This window comes from Glaciecola sp. MF2-115 (assembly GCF_047250385.1).
Taxonomy (GTDB): domain Bacteria; phylum Pseudomonadota; class Gammaproteobacteria; order Enterobacterales; family Alteromonadaceae; genus Glaciecola.
Map to the genome: position 1 here is coordinate 163,528 of NZ_JBLBVM010000053.1, position 20,678 is coordinate 184,205.

General features: G+C 40.9%; 13 protein-coding genes. 11 read left to right on the forward strand and 2 right to left on the reverse strand.

Annotated features, from left to right (window positions below):
- The first annotated feature begins 408 nt into the window (after positions 1–408).
- The 11 genes from ACKLNX_RS11685 (at position 409) to der (ending at position 16,970) form a co-directional block, all read left to right on the forward strand.
- Positions 409–4,194, forward strand: a complete 3,786-nt coding sequence (locus ACKLNX_RS11685) for an FG-GAP-like repeat-containing protein (RefSeq protein WP_412972485.1) — start codon at positions 409–411, stop codon at positions 4,192–4,194.
- Entirely contained in the window at positions 4,181–6,226 is a 2,046-nt protein-coding gene (locus ACKLNX_RS11690; protein ID WP_412972486.1) for a multiheme c-type cytochrome, read from the forward strand. The genes ACKLNX_RS11685 and ACKLNX_RS11690 overlap by 14 nt, the downstream gene beginning before the upstream one ends.
- 263 nt (positions 6,227–6,489) lie before the next feature.
- On the forward strand, positions 6,490–6,921 hold the full coding sequence (gene ndk, locus ACKLNX_RS11695) for a nucleoside-diphosphate kinase (protein WP_195734533.1): 432 nt from the start codon (positions 6,490–6,492) through the stop codon (positions 6,919–6,921).
- Between the two features lie 148 nt (positions 6,922–7,069).
- Positions 7,070–8,227: a bifunctional tRNA (adenosine(37)-C2)-methyltransferase TrmG/ribosomal RNA large subunit methyltransferase RlmN gene (locus tag ACKLNX_RS11700; protein WP_411694945.1), complete on the forward strand. Its 1,158-nt coding sequence runs from the start codon at positions 7,070–7,072 to the stop codon at positions 8,225–8,227.
- A 19-nt stretch (positions 8,228–8,246) separates the two neighbouring features.
- Complete coding sequence (gene pilW, locus ACKLNX_RS11705) at positions 8,247–9,887, forward strand: type IV pilus biogenesis/stability protein PilW (RefSeq protein ID WP_412972487.1); 1,641 nt, start codon at positions 8,247–8,249, stop codon at positions 9,885–9,887.
- Complete coding sequence (locus tag ACKLNX_RS11710; protein ID WP_411694943.1) at positions 9,880–10,941, forward strand: RodZ domain-containing protein; 1,062 nt, start codon at positions 9,880–9,882, stop codon at positions 10,939–10,941. Before pilW ends, ACKLNX_RS11710 begins: the two co-directional genes overlap by 8 nt.
- On the forward strand, positions 10,941–12,062 hold the full coding sequence (ispG, locus tag ACKLNX_RS11715) for a flavodoxin-dependent (E)-4-hydroxy-3-methylbut-2-enyl-diphosphate synthase (RefSeq protein WP_411694942.1): 1,122 nt from the start codon (positions 10,941–10,943) through the stop codon (positions 12,060–12,062). The genes ACKLNX_RS11710 and ispG overlap by 1 nt, the downstream gene beginning before the upstream one ends.
- A gap of 125 nt (positions 12,063–12,187) precedes the next feature.
- Complete coding sequence (gene hisS, locus ACKLNX_RS11720; RefSeq protein WP_412972488.1) at positions 12,188–13,459, forward strand: histidine--tRNA ligase; 1,272 nt, start codon at positions 12,188–12,190, stop codon at positions 13,457–13,459.
- A gap of 73 nt (positions 13,460–13,532) precedes the next feature.
- The gene (locus ACKLNX_RS11725) at positions 13,533–14,171 is read left to right on the forward strand and encodes a YfgM family protein (RefSeq protein WP_412972489.1); all 639 of its coding nucleotides are present in this window, start codon (positions 13,533–13,535) and stop codon (positions 14,169–14,171) included.
- A complete protein-coding gene (gene bamB, locus ACKLNX_RS11730) occupies positions 14,168–15,394 on the forward strand; it encodes an outer membrane protein assembly factor BamB (RefSeq protein WP_412972490.1) in 1,227 nt (408 codons plus the stop codon). The genes ACKLNX_RS11725 and bamB overlap by 4 nt, the downstream gene beginning before the upstream one ends.
- Before the next feature lie 130 nt (positions 15,395–15,524).
- On the forward strand, positions 15,525–16,970 hold the full coding sequence (der, locus tag ACKLNX_RS11735; protein WP_411694938.1) for a ribosome biogenesis GTPase Der: 1,446 nt from the start codon (positions 15,525–15,527) through the stop codon (positions 16,968–16,970).
- A gap of 285 nt (positions 16,971–17,255) precedes the next feature.
- On the opposite strand, the gene ACKLNX_RS11740 is transcribed toward der, so the two are convergent.
- Both ACKLNX_RS11740 and ACKLNX_RS11745 read right to left on the reverse strand, forming a co-directional pair.
- Positions 17,256–18,116 (reverse strand): hypothetical protein, encoded by an 861-nt coding sequence (locus ACKLNX_RS11740; RefSeq protein WP_412972491.1) that lies wholly within the window; start codon positions 18,114–18,116, stop codon positions 17,256–17,258.
- A 389-nt stretch (positions 18,117–18,505) separates the two neighbouring features.
- Positions 18,506–20,590 carry an amidohydrolase family protein gene (locus tag ACKLNX_RS11745; RefSeq protein ID WP_412972492.1) on the reverse strand — a complete coding sequence of 695 codons (2,085 nt, stop codon included), beginning with the start codon at positions 20,588–20,590 and terminating at the stop codon, positions 18,506–18,508.
- Positions 20,591–20,678 lie beyond the last annotated feature (88 nt).

Here is a 20,678-nt window from a genome sequence, read left to right on the forward strand (position 1 = left end):
AAAGCAGTACAAAATTTGTGCCAAAAAAAATTTAGCCAATAAATTCAAGCACAAAAGAGTTTCTAGGATATAAATGTTAAAAAAGTGTAAAAAAAACTGACACTTTTACAGAGCTTAAATTGCAATTAAGCTCCATTTATATTGGTAAGTGATTGAATTTATTAGGTTTGTGTGAGATTAAGGAGTTTCCCTTAGGTGTATAAATAACAAACAGTTGTGTGTAAAGCCGATTTTTGTCATGCTTATCTCTTGTTAATTTAGACGGTCTATTTACTAAATCTGATGAAATGGAAGTCAATGTTTGGCAACTTGCGGAAAGCTTTTGAATCATTTTGTACAGAGGTTTTGTTCGTAAGTACTAAATTAATTATTAATCAGCGAACGAAGTTTATTCTTCGTAGGCTTATTATGGCGATAACGTTATTGTCGAGTCTTATTACCCTTCATTCTGAGGCTTCGGTTAAGGAAAATATTGGCGTTACACCAAACTCCTTAATTGGTGTGCCTACGTTTGATAAACAACAAAGAATAACTACAGAGACACTTGAAGACCGTGAGGTGCCAACATTCACAGATGTTACTGCATTGTACGGAATATCCTCTCTTCACTTTTATCGTTCTAAAAATATCTCAAGTATCCAGGAAAGTATTTCTGCCGCAGTATGCATCCTCGACGCAAACAATGATCAATTTCAAGATATTTTTACTATAGGTGGTGGAGGCTCACAAAGGGAGTTTGGTAGAAGTGCGTGGTGGAGTGTGAATGCGCAAAACAAACTGTACTTGAATGCATCGGGGAAGGGTTTTGTTGCCTCAGACTCGTCTCACTTTTCTTCCTTGGCTGGCAAGAGTCTAAATTGCGCTGCTGCCGATTTAGACAATGACCTTGATATCGATATTGTCGTAACAACCACAGAAGGTCATTTTCTTTTTGAAAACACCCTTTATAGCAATGCCAGTGTGAATTCTGCTAGCACTGATTTATTTGCGCCACCAGTCAAAATACTCGGAGTTGATGCGAGTGATTATCCCATGCACGCACTATTAACCGACATCGATGGTGACGGTCAGATTGACATTTACTCGAGCCATTTTATTAAATATCAAAGAGGTAGCAGGACAGTCCAAACCACTCAAGGATTTGATACTTTAACGACCACCGAGTTTCGTGCTGAATTATATGATTCAGTCGCTAATAAAGTGTTACTTAACGAGGGCTCCCTTAAGTTTTCAGTGAGTGATAATTATCAAGTACTAAATTCGGGCATAGGCCGCACCATTGCAGCGAACAGCGTAAATTTAAATCATGATGAATTTCCAGATTTATTGGTCTTGAATACCTTCGACTCACGCAGTCGCTTGTTTATTGGAACCAAAAAAGGGTTTCAAGAAGCTAGCGGTGATTTGATGCAGTTTTCTATCGATAATATGCAGGGTTTCGCTCAATCTGAATTACTAGTATCTGACACCTCTCTTTCAGGAAGTAATGAAGAGTTTGTATATATTACAAGAGCAGCAGGTACAAAGAATTTGTTAAAGATTAGAACGAATGATGAGACTAAAATTTGGCATGATACTGCAACGAGCGACATCGACAAATCCACAGCGCTTTATAGAAGCGATTGGTCGCCGTTAATACGTGATTTTAATTTGGATGGTTATCCAGATATTTATGTCGCTTCAGGATTGAACAAAACAAGTTTGGATTCAAAAAAAGTGATTTTGGGCCAAAACAATCATATATTTTGGCGGGGTAAACCGAAGGGACTACCCAGTTCAGGGCTTGGTGAAGATCTTAATTTACAAAGCCAATCTAGTCGCGGTGTTGCTGCTATTGATATCGACAACGATGGTGTTAGTGAAGTCGTCATCGCAAATAATAATGGCAGTGTTCGATTATTAAAGCTCAATACTCAGCCTAATCTAAACTGGGTTGGTATTTCGCTTCCACAACAAGCAAGTTGGTTGCATGCTAAAATCACACTAGAAAGTAATGACGGTAAAACCAGCGTTTATCAACAACTACATCCTCAGTCTACATTTTCTCAGCACGATCACCGTGTTGTACTAACCACTTCAGCAGAACCGCCATACCAAATGAAGGTCATCAAACGAGATGGTTCATATTTCCAGTATACTGTTAAACACAAAAATTTATACTTTGCATTAGCAGATACCGGTGATTTTCATCCAATAAATGAACTACCTAAAATTAATGATAGTAAGCTTGCAAGAAATAGCAACAAGCCAGACTTGAGTCGCAACAAGTACGAAGAAAACCTGCCCAAAGTAATTTCAAAAGACTCTGATTCATCGACACAAAAAGCTCGCATTACAAGGCTAGCAATAGATTTTCAAACATTGAAGTTACTTCTTCAGCAATCTTGGAATGAGCTTCATCCACAAACACAATTGTGGCTTTGGCATATGCTGTTAATTAGTCCTGAAGAAAATAAATTTACGAGTGTAATGAGTGAGCCAAATATAAAGCCTAACGGAACGCATCAGCTTATCGAGTTAATGGCGCTCAATGCTATCCGGCATGAACAAACGGAAATGATTGACGAGATAATTTACCATCAATATTTATCTGAAAATGAGCAAGGCTTAGATTGGATGCTACCCTTACTTAGAAACTCAAACCATGAGCTGATGTGTAAAATTGCGAGCGTGTTTGAGCACTATTACTTAGAAGAAGAGGCAGTGTTGGTGAGAAAGCAAACTGCTTTGCCCATTTTAATTCAAGCACTAGAAAAGCACGACACCAGCCTCAAGGCAAAAGAATGTATTCTTGCTGCAATGGGGGAGTCCGAAAATCAGAGAGCAAGTCCCTTATTGCTATCAATGTTATCCGGTGGATCTAAGCTAAACGCTGCCGTTATACAAACGCTCGGACAACTAAAAGATGCTCGTGCCATACCATTAATTCAAAGAGCTTTAAGCGAAGAGAATGAGCCCAATATGCTCGCTAAAGCGCTGGTGGCAATGGAGCGTTTAACTGATAGCAATAGCCAAGAGCGCCTAAACGAGCTGCGCAATCGACTTAGCTTAACAAACTACTGGCAATCTTTAGCTTATATTGCGAAAAGTGCTGATGTTGTGACCTTCTCTGCTGATGTTGTAAATGAAATCGATAATCAGTTAATTACCTTTCATGCTGCTTATACTTCAAAGAGCTTACATGAAATAGATGAAGATGTGGCGATAGCACAAATTGGTTTGGCATCGCACCGCGGAATTCATGCAAAACATCTAAAAGCCTATGCCAATCATTCATCAAGTAAAGTGCAGTTGGCCTTTATGTTGTTTGCCATGCAATATGACGGTTCAAGTATCGGCTTGTCCTCGAGCGAGCAAATTAACTTGATTCAAAATACAGAACGCGAGATAAGTGAGTCGATAGAAACCGTTGTGGAGTTGGCAAATGAGCTCCTTTCTATGCGACCCTTCGTAACATCCCCATCGGCTCGGAACATATTAGAACGTATCCTTACTCATCCAAGTTTCGATTTATCATTGTTATTACATAAAGCAAGTTTTGAGCGATTTTTAAAACGTTTTTCGGTGTCAGATAAATCCTTGCTGATGGTCAAAATGCTTGGACGCTATGATCATACGACTACAAGCTTTGAAAGCCCTTTAACTTACTTTTTCGATGGGCTTTATGTGATTGATTTTAACTGGCCTGACATATTGGCAATAGATATAGAAACAGAGCAAGAGATTGCTTTGTTATCTCTCTGGTACTCTGCGTTGAATTCGCAAGAGTCGCTCAAGGGGGAAGTTCAGCGAGGCAAAAACTCTTTTACAAACGGGCTTTCACAAAGTGTTTTGGCGGAAATCCAATTATTCTTAAATAAAACCCTAACAAGCCCTCAGTTAGTTAATAATAAATCAAAAGCACTTACGTTGATGATGTTAGCGGCTTACCATGAACCTGAGATTGTGCTCGGAAGCTTACTCGAGCTCCAAAAGAAACTTAGTATTGAAGAGATTACGCTTGTAGCAGGACATTTTCCAAGTGAATTCCTTGCATCTAATGACAAGCTCCGTAATCTATTAGCCAATTTAATTGAGAGAGCATTCAATGCTCAGAAAACGGAAATGCTAGAACAACTTATAGCCTTGTCTCAGGGAATAAGTTTGCGTACGGTTAGTAGCAGAAATAGGACGGTAAAGTATGATCTCCAATGATCTTCTAAGTACTGAACAAGTTATTGCAAAGTGGCTGAATGCTACTCTACTTGCTGCGTGTATTAGCGGTTTACTCATATTTTTAGTCGATTCGCACTCTGTTTGGACTCAGATAAACTCCCTAGCTCATGTGCTTATAGGTTTTATTTTTGCCTGCGTCAGTGTTCCTTATTTTTATATTCACTTCAAACGCACTCTCGCTTTTCGACGCGCGAGTATAATATTTAGTGGAATATTATTACTGTTGATGTGTATCGCTATTTTTTCAAGCGCATATTGGCTCACTGTTAATGGCGAAACGGAATCGAATAAATGGATCCGTCAATTACACCTATATTCCTCTTTTTCATTCGTAATGATTTTAGTCTTACATATCATTATGCATTTGCTGACATTCCCTAAAAATAGGTTAAAAAGCGACGCGGGAAAATTTCCAAGTCATACTCAGCAACACAATCCATTTTTAGTGAAGGTAAATGTCTCATTTCAGCTATTGATTGTGCTTATTGCATTAGTGCTACCCTTTGTTGAGTCTCCAAAAAATGCAGAGTCTCAAGCGGCAATCACGCCTTATTCTTACTCGTATGGTGAGCACCCATTTAGACCTAGCCAGACCGAAACATTTGATGGTAAGTTTGCGCGAGCTGAGGATATAGGCAACTCAGCAAAGTGTATTTCTTGTCACCAAGACATTGGCGAACAGTGGTTATCTTCAATTCATCGACTTGCAGCAGCGGACCCAAGTTATGTAACCAACGTTGACTTACTTAGCAATAATAAAGGTATTGAGGCAACACGATACTGTGAGGGCTGTCATGCCCCTATTGCGCTTCTCACTGGACAATTGACGCCTGGGGGCTTGCATGGCGGTACTCCAAATACGATGGCGCATGCGGAGGGAATTTCTTGCATGAGTTGCCATGGTATCAGTTCTTTGGTGCACGAGAAGGGCGTTGCGAGCTTTACATTTGAACCTGCTACAGATTACCTTTTTGCAGAAAGTGATTCGCCATTTTTGCAATGGATAAACGAACGACTAATAAAAATAGACCCCTCTCAACATGCTGCTGATATGGCTAAGCCGTTAATGCAAGAGCCGAAAATGTGTGCTGCTTGTCACGTCCAATTTATGGATGAAGATATGAATGATTGGGGCTGGGTGAAAATGCAAGATGACTATTCTGCATGGGCTAATAGTCAATACGCCCATCAACAAGAAACAGAATTCACAACAAAAGACTATACACGTTGCCAAGATTGCCACATGCCACTTGTGTCAGCGAGTGACCCATCGGCAAATAATAAAGGCCAGATCCGCAATCATAGGTCTATTGGCGCTAATACATTTATTCCTGCAATGCGAGGCGACATCGAACAACTTTCACAAACTCAGCAATTCTTAAAAACAAATAAAGTCAGGCTTGCTATTGATCCTCCTAAACGAACTGATGTGTTTCACTCTCAGTTTCATATTGATGAATCTTTAAGAGATAGTTCTGAAGCGCCAGCATTTTATTACCTTGGGGAAACAGCCAGCATTAATGTTGTTGTGAGTAACGTGGGCGTTGGACATAATTTTCCTGGAGGAACGATTGATATTAATGAAGTCTGGATGGCGTTTTCTGTGGTCGATGCCAGTGGTAAATCCATTTATCAAAATGGCGATGTCCTTGAAAATGACGAAGTAGACGCAAATGCTTATTTTTATGGCTCGAAGCCTGTAGATCGTTTCGGTGAGCATGTATGGAAGCACGATTTATTCAATATGGTGGGGCGCTCATTTAAACGTGTAATAGAGCCCGGTGAGTCAGATATTGTCAATTATACATTTGAGGTACCAGCTTGGGCTGAGTCTCCAATGACGATTACAGCAACCTTGAAGTACCGAAAATTAAACGCAAAATATGCAAAGTGGGCATTGAAAGATCAGTACTTCGAGCTGCCTATCACAGATATGGCGAGAGATAATTTACAAATCCCAATTAAATTAGTGCCAAAAGTAAGTGCGTCGTTATCGCAACTAAATAAATAATTAATGAATAGTTTTTTGAATTGAATTTTTATGCGATTAAGTGGGGTGTTTATTTTATTTTGAAGTATCTATTTGCTCCATTTTGTTATTTTTCAGCTGGATATACTATTTTCATTTGTTAGATAATTGAATAAAAACTGGATAATCAAAAGCGCTTGGGAGGACAAGACCCGTATCTATTTTTGATAAGGACTATTCATTCGGGCTTATCTTCTTTATAATCGCGCGAATTTTAAAAAATCAGTAAACTGGAAGAATTAACCATGGCTTTAGAACGCACTTTTTCGATTATCAAACCTGACGCAGTAGCTAAAAACGTTATTGGCGCAATTTACAACCGTTTTGAAAGCGCGGGCTTACGCATCGTTGCTTCAAAAATGGTACACATGAGCAAAGAGCAAGCGGAAGGTTTCTATGCTGAGCATAGCGAACGTCCTTTCTTTGGCGCTCTTGTTAGCTTCATGACATCTGGCCCAGTAATGGTCCAGGTACTTGAAGGCGATAACGCTGTAGTTAAAAACAGAGAAATCATGGGCGCTACTAACCCTGCTGAAGCGGCTGCAGGCACTTTACGTGCTGATTACGCTGAGTCAATTGACGAAAATGCTTGTCACGGTTCAGATGCACCAGAGTCAGCTGCACGCGAAATCGCGTACTTCTTCTCTGACGAAGAAATTTGCCCACGCACACGCTAAGCAAACGAAGTGTTATACTAAGGGAGCTTCGGCTCCCTTTTTTAGTTATATTAAACACACTGATTAACGCAAAATTGCGTATACTTAGTGAGGTAAAAAAAGCGGTAGCTTAAGCTCGCTTCAGAATTTTTGTAATAAAGGTAAAAACATGTCAGTAAACCAAGTAAACACAGTCGCTCCAAAAGAGGTGAAAAAAGTCAATTTATTGAATTTTGATCGCCAAGGTTTGCGTGATTATTTTGCCTCTATTAATGAGAAACCCTTTCGAGCTGATCAGTTGATGAAGTGGATTTACCAAGCGGGTGAATCTGATTTTGACGCAATGACAAACATGAACAAAGATCTGCGCGCCAAACTCAAGAAAAACTGCGAAATCAAAGCTCCCGTTATTTCAGAGCATCAGCAAGCATCCGATGGCACAATCAAATTTGCGTTACTGCTAGAAGGCGGTCAAGAAGTTGAATCTGTTTGGATCCCTGAAACGGATCGCGCCACACTTTGTGTTTCTTCACAAGTCGGTTGTGCTTTGGAATGCACCTTCTGTTCAACGGCTCAACAAGGCTTCAATCGCAATCTATCGGTCGCTGAGATTATTGGCCAAGTTTGGCGAGTTGCCACCTTCATCGGTCTATCAAAAGATACTTCTCAACGACCTATTACTAATGTTGTCATGATGGGTATGGGCGAGCCATTACTTAATCTAAAAAACGTAGTGCCTGCAATGCGCATTATGCTGGATGACTTTGGTTTTGGTTTATCTAAACGTCGAGTGACTTTGAGTACTTCAGGCGTTGTACCAGCATTAGATATGTTAGGCGACCAAATTGACGTTGCTTTAGCAATTTCACTGCATGCTCCTGATGATAAATTGCGCGATGAGATAGTACCGGTAAACAAAAAATACCCAATTGAGGTCTTTTTAGCTGGTGTAAGACGTTATTTAGCAAAATCTAAAGCGAATCAAGGCAAAGTTACGGTTGAGTATGTTATGTTGAATCACATAAACGACAGCACAGACCAAGCACACGAATTAGCGAAGGTGCTCAAAGATACGCCATGTAAGATCAATTTGATCCCATTTAACCCTTATCCCGGTTCACCCTATACTTGTTCAAGCAATTCAAGAATGGATAGGTTTGCAAAAGTACTCATGGAATATGATTATACTGTTGTGATAAGGAAAACCCGTGGCGAAGACATTGATGCGGCTTGCGGTCAATTAGTGGGTGATGTTGTCGATAGAACAAAAAGATTATTAAAAAAACAGGTGAATGGCTTACCAATTTCGGTAAAAATGACACAATAATAAATATAAGAGAAATGCCATGTTGAAGAAATCCTTAGCTATTGTTGTTCTGTGCACACTCTTAGGTGCTTGTGTAACAGAACCAAGAGATCCAGACTTTGCTGGTGCTGAAGCTATCAACAAAGACGCTGCCGCGAAAAACAGAGTGAGTTTAGGACTCACTTATTTAAGTAATGGTAACTTTTCTCAGGCAAAAGCAAACTTAGACAAGGCTTTAAACTTCGCGCCGAAGTCGGCAGATGCGCATTTTGCAATGGCTTATTATTATCAGCAAGTTGATGAGCTAGGGCTTGCCGAAGACTACTATCAAAAAGCACTCAAACTCGCACCAGAGAACCCAAATATCATCAACAGCTACGGCGCTTTCTTATGTGAGCAGGGCCGTTATGAAAAAGCGAAGTCTTATTTCCTTAAGGCCGTGAGTAGCAAAAGTTATGTCTCAACTGCTGAAACTTACGAGAATTTAGCGATTTGCGCCGTTGATCAGGGCAAGACTGATGAAGCCATCAGTTTCTTCGAGTCAGCCTTAAATCACCAACCAACTCGTGGTAAGAGTCTGTTTTTATTAGCCCAGTTGCAAAAGCAAGAAGGCAATTATGGTGAAGCAAAGAAAACCTTGTGGAAATACGATCGTGTTTCTCGCGTTTCACCAGAATCACTTTGGTTGTCGTATGAAATTGCACGTGGCTTAGGTGACACTAAAGCGGCTTTGGGTTACGGGGAATTAATGAAGAGCATGTTCCCTGAGCATCCAAACACGGCTTTATTCAAAAAACAAATGGGTAAATTTCAGCCTGTCGCAACAGTAACAAACAAACGCAGAGTGGTCGCTCCAGTCACAAATGAAAATTTAGAGACTACCGACAACAATGCCAGTGAGAGTGAGAGCGACTCTGCCGCAACGCCAGCAATGGTAAAAGTGAGTAAGAAAACGAAAATACTGATGCCAGAGCCGAGTGAGCCTAAAGCAACGGATGATACGGAATTAGTTAAATCAGAAACTGCTAATTCAGATGAAACTAAACCTGCCGCAAGCGAGTCAGATAAAGCTGTTACTGAAGAGAAAAGCTCTACTAGTAATAGCGACAAGAAAATAGTCATTGTTGAAGCGCCAAGTTCACCAGTAAACGATACCACTAAGGCTAATGATGCAGAGCCGGAAGCATTGACTGCAGCCGAAATTGCGAAGAGAGAAGCCGAGTTGGAAGCCGCTTTAGCAGCCGAGTTTAATGGTGTAAGTTCTGCGGCTGTGGCAAGTGCAAAAGTTGCCCTAAATAAAGAAGCAGCCGTAAATAAAGAAGCCGCCGTAAACGATGAAGTGGCAGCAACATCTGCAACAATAGATGGCGCTGTGAAAAAGGTAAATGATTCCTTAGCCACAGCTGACAAAGCAATAGAAGATAAAGTAACAGACGCAGAGCCCGAAGTAGCTGTTGCTGAGGCCTTAGATAAAGCCAATGCAACAGCACAAAAGCCAGAAGAGGCCGATGCCGCTGAAGATGGGTATCATACTGTTTTACCCAAAGAAAATTTGTATCGCATATCCATTCGATATAACGTTAAAATGAAGCACCTCATGAAATGGAACAATCTTGACGATCCATCCGATATAAAAATTGGGATGAAGTTGCGAGTAAAAGGCCCAAAGAGTAATGACTAAAGAACATAGCAAAAAAGAAGAATCGACAGTAGAGTCGACGCAAGCTACACCTGGTCAACAATTGATGAAGGGTCGAGAGGCGATGGGTTTAACGCAGCAGCAAGTAGCTGATCGTTTACACCTTCGTTTGGGAAACATTCAAGATATTGAAACAGATACTCACAAACCTGGTGTTTCGATGACCTTCACCAAAGGTTATGTGAGAATTTACGCCAAGTTACTTGGTATGCCGGCAGAACCCTTGTTAGAGAGTTTTGATGTTTTACATCAAGATGAAAATCAATCGGCAAAGTTACAGAGCTTTTCTCAACGCGTTGCAAAACAAGCAAATGATGATCGCTGGATGATGGTGACTTACCTTATTGTGTTTCTTGTGATCGCTTCATTGGTCATTTGGTGGTATCAGCAATCAGACAAGTCGATATTAAACAGATTAAATTTGTTTAGTGAGAACGCAACAGAACAAAGCCAAGGTAATGATATTAGCGAAGGTGAAGCCGTTAGTGTTATGACTCCTAATGAGAAGTTGCCTGTTGAATTGGCTATTCCTGAAGAAGACATTAAAAACCAAAATCAGCAAAGTACAAATACACAAAGCAAAGTGAACTCTGGGCAGGACAAGGCATCAACTAGCTTAAATCAAGCTCAAGGTGATATATCAGTCAATGACAATGTTACCGAAGAGCAGGGCGATGATGAACTGTCCGACATCGATAATCCTTTTGTAGAAAGTGATAGTGCAGATAATGCGAGTGCTAACTTAAGTAGCCAAATCATAAACGGGTATACGGTTAAAGCTGATGGTAATGTTGATCTTGTATTTACCTTTAAAGAGGATTGCTGGCTGAGTGTGACGGATGCAAATGAAGAAATCATGGCTGTAGGGGTTAAAAAGAAAGGTTATGTTATGTCGGTCGATGGCACCCCGCCAATTTCCGTGAATATGTGTCCGCCAGAACATGTCAACATTGACTTTGCTGGCACGCCAGTTGATTTATCATCATATCCACGCGGTTTTCCGATTAAATTCGAATTATCTGTTACAGGTGACTAATGTTTTCCGATTCTCCAATTGTTCGTCGTAAATCGACTCGAATAAATGTAGGCAACGTCCCCATTGGTGATGGCGCGCCTATCGCTGTGCAATCAATGACCAACACTAATACGTTGGACGTTGACGCGACAGTGGCACAAATTAAGCGTATACAAGGCGTGGGCGGAGAAATTGTCCGTGTTTCAGTTCCAACAATGGATGCTGCAGAAGCGTTCAAAAAAATTAAAGAACAAGTGAATATTCCTTTAATTGCCGATATTCACTTTGATTACAGAATTGCCTTAAAGGTTGCTGAGTACGGTGTTGATTGTTTGCGCATAAACCCCGGTAACATTGGCAATATGGACAGAGTTCGTGCTGTCGTTGATTGCGCTAAAGATAAAAACATTCCTATTCGAATTGGCGTAAATGGCGGTTCTTTAGAGAAAGAAATTCAAGAGAAATACAAAGAGCCAAATGCTGAAGCACTCGTAGAGTCGGCAATGCGACATGTCGATATTCTGGATAAGCTTAACTTCGATCAATTTAAAGTCAGCGTAAAAGCATCTGACGTATTTTTAGCGGTCGGTGCTTATCGCTTGCTGGCAAAACAAATACAACAACCTCTGCATTTAGGCATCACAGAAGCAGGCGGATTCCGCTCCGGTGCTGTGAAAAGCGCCGTAGGTCTTGGTATGTTATTAGCTGAAGGTATTGGCGATACGATCAGAATTTCACTTGCTGCGGATCCTGTTGAAGAGATTAAAGTAGGTTTCGACATATTAAAGTCCTTGAGAATTCGCTCTCGTGGTATCAATTTTATTGCTTGTCCAAGCTGTTCACGTCAGGAGTTCGACGTGATTTCAACAGTCAATGCTTTAGAAGAGCGGGTAGAAGATATTCTTACACCAATGGATGTTTCCATCATTGGTTGCGTCGTTAATGGCCCAGGTGAAGCTGAGGTTTCTGATTTAGGCCTAACAGGTGCTCGTAACATGAGTGGTTTCTATTTAGATGGGCAAAGACAACGCGAACGTTTATCAAACGATGATTTAGTTGAGCAGTTGGAAAAACGCATCAGAGCAAAAGCAGCGCAGTTAGACGAGAAAAACCGGATAAAAGTTACGGATATTAGTAATTAAATTCAATAATCCCGCTTAAAGCGAAAATAAATTCGTAAAACACGCAAAAATAGGCCTCCTAAATTTTACCCAGCGCGACAAAATCCTTATAATGTCGCGCTTTATTTAATTAATCAGAGACAACCGTGGCAAAGACAATTCAAGCAATCAGAGGTATGAACGACTGCTTACCATCGCAAACTGGTATATGGCAGTTTGTCGAGTCGAATATCCGTCGAGTTGTTGCCAACTATGGCTACCAAGAGATTCGCACGCCAATTGTAGAAAGTACTGATCTATTCAAACGTTCGATTGGTGAAGTGACCGATATCGTTGAAAAAGAGATGTACACTTTCGAAGATCGCAATGGTGATAGTTTAACCCTGCGTCCTGAGGGCACAGCTTGTTGTGTAAGAGCCGGAAATGAACATGGATTGCTGTATAATCAGCAACAACGACTTTGGTACATGGGCCCGATGTTCAGACATGAGCGCCCGCAGAAAGGTCGGTATCGTCAATTTCACCAGTTCGGTGCTGAAGCTTATGGCCTAGTTGGTCCAGATATCGATGTTGAAATGATTTTGATTGGAGCTCGTTTGTGGCAAGCTTTTGGTATTGCAGACAAAGTTGAGCTACAAATCAATTCTTTAGGTTCCGCTGAAGCCAGAGCAGCCTACAAAGAATTGCTAGTGACATATTTGCAAGAGCACCACGATAGCTTAGACGAAGATAGCCAACGCAGAATGTTAAGTAATCCACTGCGTGTTCTGGACAGCAAAAATCCAGACGTCCAAGCCATTGTGAAAGACGCGCCTAAGCTCATTGATCACTTAGACGATGAATCAAAAACGCATTTTTCACTTTTGTGTGAACGTTTAGACAATTTAGGCATCCAATACACAGTTAATCCAAGTTTAGTGCGTGGTTTAGATTATTATAATCGCACTGTGTTTGAATGGGTGACCAGCCTTCTAGGAGCGCAAGGAACGATTTGTGCTGGTGGTAGGTACGATGGACTCGTTGAGCAATTGGGTGGCAAAGCAAGTCCCGCAGTTGGTTTTGCAATGGGCTTAGAGCGTTTAGTCTTGCTCGTTGAAAGTTTGGATGAGTCGCTTTACGCTAACAACCCAGTTGATATTTATTTAATGCCAATGGGTGACAGCGCCGAGTCAGAAGCAACAAAAATTGCTGAACAGATAAGAAATGAACTACCAAATGTAAAGGTGCAACAGCACTGCGGTGGTGGTAACTTTAAGAAACAAATGAAAAAAGCGGTAGCATCACAAGCTGCTATTGCGTTAATTATCGGAGACGACGAACTTGCCAACGCGAGTGTCTCGGTGAAATTTTTAAAACAAGATAAACCGCAGGCGAGTTTGTTGTTAAGTGAGTTATCTGCTTTAGCAGAATGGCTATAAACACTTTTAAACTTAGTTAGCCAAATAAATTTATTTATTAATCAGTTAGATGCAGTAAGCGCAGAGGAATTCAATGGAACGTTACGAAACCGAAGAACAACAAGTAGAAGCAATTAAAGGCTTTTGGAAAGAAAATGGCACTGCGATTATCGTAGGTGCAGTCATTGGTCTAGCTGGTTTGTTTGGTTGGCAAAAATATAACGATAGCGTTATTGAAGCGAAAGAAACACAATCAATGGCCTTTCAAAGTGCACTTGAAGGTATTGATTCAGAAGATGGATTAAGCAAAGCAACTGCTTTCGCAAAAGAGAATTCAGATTCAGGATACGCTGTGCTTACAAACTTAGTTGCAGCTCAAAAATCTGTTGAACAAAGTGATTTTGAAGCGGCAAAAACACATCTTAACATGGCGGTTAAAAACTCTCCAAGTGATGCAATTGCTGACTTGGCGAAGATTCGTCTTGCTCGTGTTGAGAATAAATTAGGTGACACCGCTGGCGCACTTAAAACTTTAGATTCTGTTGTTAGTGCCTCTTTTAGCGACCAAGTTCAAGAGATCAAAGGCGATATCTACGTTGCAACCAAAGAGTTTGATAAAGCAAAAGAAGCTTATACAGCGGTATTAGCAGAAGAGCCGCTAAATCGTATAGTCGAAATGAAGCTAAGTAACTTAAACTTCGCTGCTACTGAAGTGACAGGTGCTGCTCAGTGAAAAATACATTATTAATAGCATTTTTAGCTATTTCGCTAAGTGGCTGTGCCACTGTTTCGGATTGGTTTACCGATGATGAAGAATTAGAGGTTCGTCGTTTAAAACCAATTGAAGCTGCTTTTCAGCCGAGTATTAAGTGGGACTTAGATGTTGGGGATGGTGTTCAAGACTATTATTCACGTCTAGCACCAGCTGTTGGATATGGCAAAGTGTTCGCAGCAAGCCGAGATGGCATTGTCGTTGCAGTTAATCCTGAAACAGGCAAAGTAATTTGGGAGCAAGACTTCGCAAATTACGAGAATTACAGTCTTAAGAAAGCTTTACTTTGGTATTCTAACCGCGCCGTATCAGCAAAGATTTCAGGCGGTTTGTCAGTTGCATACCAGTCTGTGTTCTTTGGTACTGAAGACGGTTGTGTTTATGCTCTTGAAGAAGCTACGGGCGAATTAAAGTGGAAAGTGGGTGTTAAGGGAGAAGTTATCTCTGCCCCAGCAGTCGATGGCGGCGTTGTTTTAGTCAATACGACATCCGGCCATTTAATCGCGTTGAACCCTGAGAACGGTAATCAAAAATGGATGACAGAATCTGACGTTCCTCCACTAACCTTGCGAGGTGTATCTGCCCCAGCTGCTGACAGCGGTGGCGCTTTGGTTGGAACGCCAACTGGTAAGCTTCAGGTAAGCATACTCGAAACAGGTTTAGTTGCTTGGGAAACGCAAATTGCATCACCATCAGGCGCAACAGAGCTTGAACGTATAGTTGATATTGACGTAAAACCGCTTGTATTTGGTGGTAACGTATTCGTTATTTCATACAACGGCACACTTTCAGCTGTAGAGCTTCGCACCGGCCAAGTTATTTGGACTCGCGAATATGGTTCTTATCGAAATATCAGTATTGATGGCAACCGTTTATTTGTTGTTGATACGAACAGTAACTTGTATGCAATTGACCGACGTAGCGGTGTTGAATTATGGTCTAATGTGACTTTAAAAGATCGTAACATCACCTCGGCAACTCCTCATGGAGAGCATGTTGTCCTCGGCGACAAATACGGTTTTGTTCATTGGTTTACACAAGAAGAAGGCAAGTTAGTTGCTCAACTAGAAGTTGGCGATGACGATGAAGATGAAGCTATCTTTACTGGGCCTATCAGCGACGGAAATACCTTATACGTGAAAACGAGAGAAGGTAAGCTTGCAGCAATATCTCAAGAAAAATAGCTTGAGGGCGAAGAAAGTGACAGTACATATGTGCTGTCAACTTGGCTGAAGTAGGCAAGAAAAACGTGTTAGAAAGGATTACGATACACGCCAATGGTATGCCATTGGCGTTTTTTATTAAGGGCGAAAAATGTTACCTGTAGTGGCCTTAGTTGGCCGACCCAATGTTGGTAAATCAACATTATTTAATCGATTAACGAATACCCGTGATGCACTAGTTGCAGACTTCCCGGGTTTAACGCGCGATCGTAAATATGGCGCTGCGAAATTCGAAACTCGAAATTTCATTGTAGTAGACACTGGCGGTATAACCGGCGATGAAGAAGGCATCGATGCAGCAATGGCAGAACAGTCATTATTAGCCATTGATGAAGCTGATGTCGTGTTATTTTTGGTAGATGCTAGAGTTGGCCTCACTCCCGATGATATCGGCCTTGCTGAGCACTTACGCAAACAAAGTAAATCCGTATATCTAGTCGCCAATAAAGTCGACGGTATCGACGGTGACAGTGAAACGGCTGACTTCTACAAATTAGGTTTTGCAGAGGTATTACAAATCGCAGCTGCCCACGGACGTGGCGTGTCGCAGTTAATGACGCACGTTCTAGGTCCTCTTGAAAAGTCCTTTCCGGATATGGAAATAGTTGAAGATGAAAGAGATGACGACGAAGAGGATGCTGAAGCTAAGTTAGAGCGTTTACAAAATTCACCAATCAAACTCGCAATAGTGGGTAAGCCTAACGTAGGTAAGTCTACTTTAACCAATCGAATTTTAGGTGAAGAGCGGGTAGTTGTTTATGATGAGCCTGGCACTACGCGCGATAGCATTTTTATCCCGATGCAGCGCGACGATCGTGAATATATCCTGATCGATACTGCCGGTGTTAGAAGACGCAGAAAAGTATCTGAAACAGTCGAAAAATTCTCGATCATAAAAACGCTACAAGCGATTGAAGAGTCGAATGTTGTATTGCTAGTCATTGATGCAACAGAGGGTATCAGCGATCAAGATTTGTCTCTTCTAGGGTTTATACTTAATTCAGGCCGTTCGTTGGTGTTAGCTGTCAATAAGTGGGATGGATTAGAAAAGCATGTTAAGGAAGAAATTAAACGCGAACTAGACAGACGTCTTGGTTTTGTTGACTTTGCACGCTTACATTTTATTTCAGCATTGCACGGTACTGGCGTAGGTCATTTGTTCGAATCAGTTCAAGAAGCTTACAATTCGGCGACAGTGCGTATTAATACATCTATGTTGACGCAAATAATGGAAATGGCGCAAGCCGATCACCAACCACCGCTAATACGTGGGCGTCGAGTTAAGATGAAATATGCGCATGCTGGGGGCTACAACCCACCTGTGATTGTGATCCACGGTAACCAAGTTAAGGACTTGCCTGATTCATACAAACGCTACCTTATGAATTATTATCGCAAAGCCTTAAAAACCATGGGAACGCCGATTAGAGTTGAATTCAAAGAGGGGGCTAACCCATTTGAAGGCAAGGTGAATAAATTAACCGTTTCCCAAGAAAGACAGCGTAAGCGTTTGATGACTTTTCATAAGAAAAAGTAGTTGAGTCTTTACTTTTTGGTTTCCTTTCGGCCCGAACATCGGGCAGAAATGTAACCATTTCATACCCGCAAATATTATTCTTCTTGAACATGAATTGGGTCAATATTAATGAGAAGCACTCGTTACTAATTGATATAGCGACAATAACCCGCAGTTTATTATAAGTTGATGACTCCCCAATAGAAATCAATATATTATATGTACCAAGATAATAAAACGGGTCTACGGTCGCAAAAAAAAGGTAGCGATGGCTACCTTTCCTAACAAACATTTAATCTCAAAAACCTATCGTTTAAACGAACGACGGCCTGCAAAAATTAATAGCCCCAGTCCAAACAACGACAACATACTAGGCGCAGAGAGTACAGGGGGGGCAGTACCCGAAATAAACGAAAAAGTATTTAAACCATAAATAGCATTGTCGTTCAAATTGGTATAATCACCGCCACAAATTGGGTCGCCACAACCGTCTGTTGTTGCAATCATATCTACATCTGCGATAACGAATAATCGTCCCGCTCCAGGTGCGTAATCACCCGCATTCCAAAAAGCTGAAGTTACTTGACCTGATGTATTGATACCGCCGATAGTTCCGTTTAAGGCGGATATTGCACCTGCATTTAGTTGGCCTACAGAATAAAACTGTTCTACGTTAAACGCTGTACCAAAGGGACCGTCAAATAAAGGTGGGCCCCCGTTGGAGACAGAGCCATCACTGATGCTGGTAGTTATACCTAATGCTTCCCCTAAGCCATCATGAGAAGAGTCGTCTTGTAAGAGAAATAGGTCGCCTCCGGAGAGAAAGAAACTCACTACTTCGGCTGAAAATAATGAAGCGTCTGCATCAGAAACCCATGGTGCGATAAACATATCGATACCTGACAAGGTTGAGCTTACTACACTTGATAGAGTTGTTGTTGTGATAGTCTCATTTACGATACCAGCAGGCCCAAAATAAGCTGGATTTTCTAGAGCTGCCCGAAAATCTTCGACACACTCTCGATCCCAAGCCCAGCAGCCACTTCCTGAGGTTATTGTGGTGCTCGCACCGCCGACTATATAAGCGGCCGATGCAGTGCCGCATATCATAAGTGATATTAGAGGTATGACTATGCAGAGTTTTATAAACGATTTAATTGATAACATTAGCGTTCCGTCCTATTTGAATGGTTTGTTTCTTAACCTTAATAAAAAAGTGTTAAATTAAAACATATATTCTCGACAGCAATTAATTCCATCTAACTTATGCAGACTACAGTTGGTGGGGTTAACACGAAATTTATATTTCAATATGAAGCTTGCAATTATCGTTCCAGTTTAAAAAATCTATGGTTATAAGTGGGTTAGGAAACTGAGATGGGGTTTTAATTTTTCTTAGTTGAAAAGTGTAAAAATTGCTGACAGCTAGATATACCCAAGATTACTATCTATTAATATTATGATAATCAATAAATAGCAGAATATATTGGAAATAAGAACTCTTCGTGATTAAAGAAGTATTTTAAACATAAACAGTTCAGCAATAACTTATAACCTTAATCGCGATCAACAACCTTAGGAACCACCGCAAAAGGCTTAATTCCAAACTCTGGATAAACTTCACTAGGGAAGTAAATCGCACCGTCTTTCGCAACCATTGATATTGTTTTGATTGCACGAAGGTCTGAAATTGGGTCGCCGGGCACTAAGAAAAAGTCAGCTAGTTTTCCAACTTCTATACTACCCAGTTGCTCGCCATATCCTAAGTAATGGGCCATATCGTAAGACGCTCTGCTAAGCACTTCGGCATTCGTCATACCTAGCTTTTTGAATAATTCTAATTCTCTATGTAATTCAAACGCACCACCTAAATCGGTGCCTGGAACGAGAAGAATCCCTTTGTTATGCATCAATGTAAGTGTCTCTATGATTTTGTCAAAGGCCAAACGGTAAGCTTCGTCTTCATCATTATCGGCAACATTTAACAAGGCGACTTTTGCATTTCGTTGAACACCTACAGGCATATTATTGATGTAGTCTTGAGTACCAATGCGGGTCGCGCCATTTCTGGCTGTTAAACCAAATTCATGTATCACCATAGTTGGGTCGACAGCGATATTCTTCTCTACCATTGTGTTTAAGGTATTTTGTACTTTTTCGCTGTTCAGATCTAAATCGACAAAGCGTTTCATTCCCGTAATGCGGTACAAAGTGCGTGTATCTTCCTCACGGTCGAGCACCCAACTGAGCATCGCTTGATTTATGTGAGTAATTTCGTCGTAGCCAGCAGCAATCATTTCATCAACAGTTGAGAATGCAGGAATATGGCCAGTTACACGCATTCCATGTTCTTTGGCTGCTTTTGCCATAGCAGGAACCCATTCACCGTTTACTGAGCTGTAAATTTTGATTTGGAAGTAACCACCTTTTTCACCGTACATGTTCACTAAATCAACAGCTTCTTGTTCCGTAGATGCAATTTCACCTGTTGCATTAGAAAACTCGCTTTTCCCTTCGATGAAACCACTTTTAGTAATACGAGGCCCTATAATTTGCTTATTCTCAATTTTTTCGATTAAGGAATCTAATACCGTGATTTCGTTGCCCATGTCTCTCACTGAGGTAACGCCAGCCATCACGTTTAGAAGAGCATCGTTATCACTCATGTGGCCATGCATTTCATAAAAGCCTGGGATCAATGTGCCACCATTACCATCAATTAGAACTTCTCCGTCTTTAGGCTCATCAAGCACTGATTCGATAGCGGTAATCTTGTTTTTCTCAATGAGCACTGATTGCGGCGCAGTAAGTTGTTTATTTATGGAGTCAAAGATTCTAACGTTGTTAATTCGCACGGGTTTCTCGAATTGGTGCGTTGCTTTCTTTGCAATTTTATCAAAACGATTGGCGTTTAATGTAGCCGCTAATTCGCTTAAAACTTTGCTTTGTTGCTCTAAACCTTCTTTAACGATCACAGCGCGTGGTGATAAATAAGCAAGCAGATGCTGATTTTGATCAAGTGCAATGTAGCTTGGGGCGAGTTCAATTCCGTTGATTGAATAGATAATCGCTTCGACCTTTGTATTCTTATCATCATGCAGAGTTAGGCTTTGAACTTTTTTGATTGTTAGTTCCCCAGAGGGGAGGGCAGATAGAGACTGATTAGTATTTTCTAATAAGGCCTTTGCATAAATGAAAAGGGCATAAGGACTCGCGTTTTGTGCAATGTATATTTCTCCACTTTCGACTTTGGCGCTGCCACTTTCGGATGAGCTCTCCCAGTTCGCCATACCATCTATTAGGCTAAACTGTTCATTCACTTCATTTCCAAAAACAGTTTTCCCAGTAATACGCCAGTCAATAGGGAGCCCTGTATCTGAAAGCTGCAACGTTTCCGTGCTACTTGCACCACGACCATTATTACTGAAAGAATAATCAATATTAATTTTGTCAGCATCGCGATCAACAATGATGCCTCCGACATCTGTTCCACCAAATATGAGTCTAAATTTCTCTTGATTAGGCAGTCGGTTTTTGGCTGTGTAGTTTGATTCATCTTGTTGAGAACATCCTGAAGAAATTATAAGTGCAATAGCACAGATAAAAAGCGGTAGTGTTTTTATCGACTTGTGAATGTTCATATCAATGCCTTTTATTGTTTTAATTTTTCAATATAAAGAATAGTAACTAAAAAAGTTATCCGCAACTACGCGCTATTACTCTATTTAT

Bases quoted from the DNA above. Each gene is read 5' to 3' on its own strand.
- ACKLNX_RS11685 (WP_412972485.1), top strand. From the start codon at position 409: ATGGCGATAACGTTATTGTCGAGTCTTATTACCCTTCATTCTGAGGCT.
- ACKLNX_RS11690 (WP_412972486.1), top strand. From the start codon at position 4,181: ATGATCTCCAATGATCTTCTAAGTACTGAACAAGTTATTGCAAAGTGG.
- ndk (WP_195734533.1), top strand. From the start codon at position 6,490: ATGGCTTTAGAACGCACTTTTTCGATTATCAAACCTGACGCAGTAGCT.
- ACKLNX_RS11700 (WP_411694945.1), top strand. From the start codon at position 7,070: ATGTCAGTAAACCAAGTAAACACAGTCGCTCCAAAAGAGGTGAAAAAA.
- pilW (WP_412972487.1), top strand. From the start codon at position 8,247: ATGTTGAAGAAATCCTTAGCTATTGTTGTTCTGTGCACACTCTTAGGT.
- ACKLNX_RS11710 (WP_411694943.1), top strand. From the start codon at position 9,880: ATGACTAAAGAACATAGCAAAAAAGAAGAATCGACAGTAGAGTCGACG.
- ispG (WP_411694942.1), top strand. From the start codon at position 10,941: ATGTTTTCCGATTCTCCAATTGTTCGTCGTAAATCGACTCGAATAAAT.
- ACKLNX_RS11725 (WP_412972489.1), top strand. From the start codon at position 13,533: ATGGAACGTTACGAAACCGAAGAACAACAAGTAGAAGCAATTAAAGGC.
- der (WP_411694938.1), top strand. From the start codon at position 15,525: ATGTTACCTGTAGTGGCCTTAGTTGGCCGACCCAATGTTGGTAAATCA.
- ACKLNX_RS11740 (WP_412972491.1), bottom strand. From the start codon at position 18,116: ATGTTATCAATTAAATCGTTTATAAAACTCTGCATAGTCATACCTCTA.
- ACKLNX_RS11745 (WP_412972492.1), bottom strand. From the start codon at position 20,590: ATGAACATTCACAAGTCGATAAAAACACTACCGCTTTTTATCTGTGCT.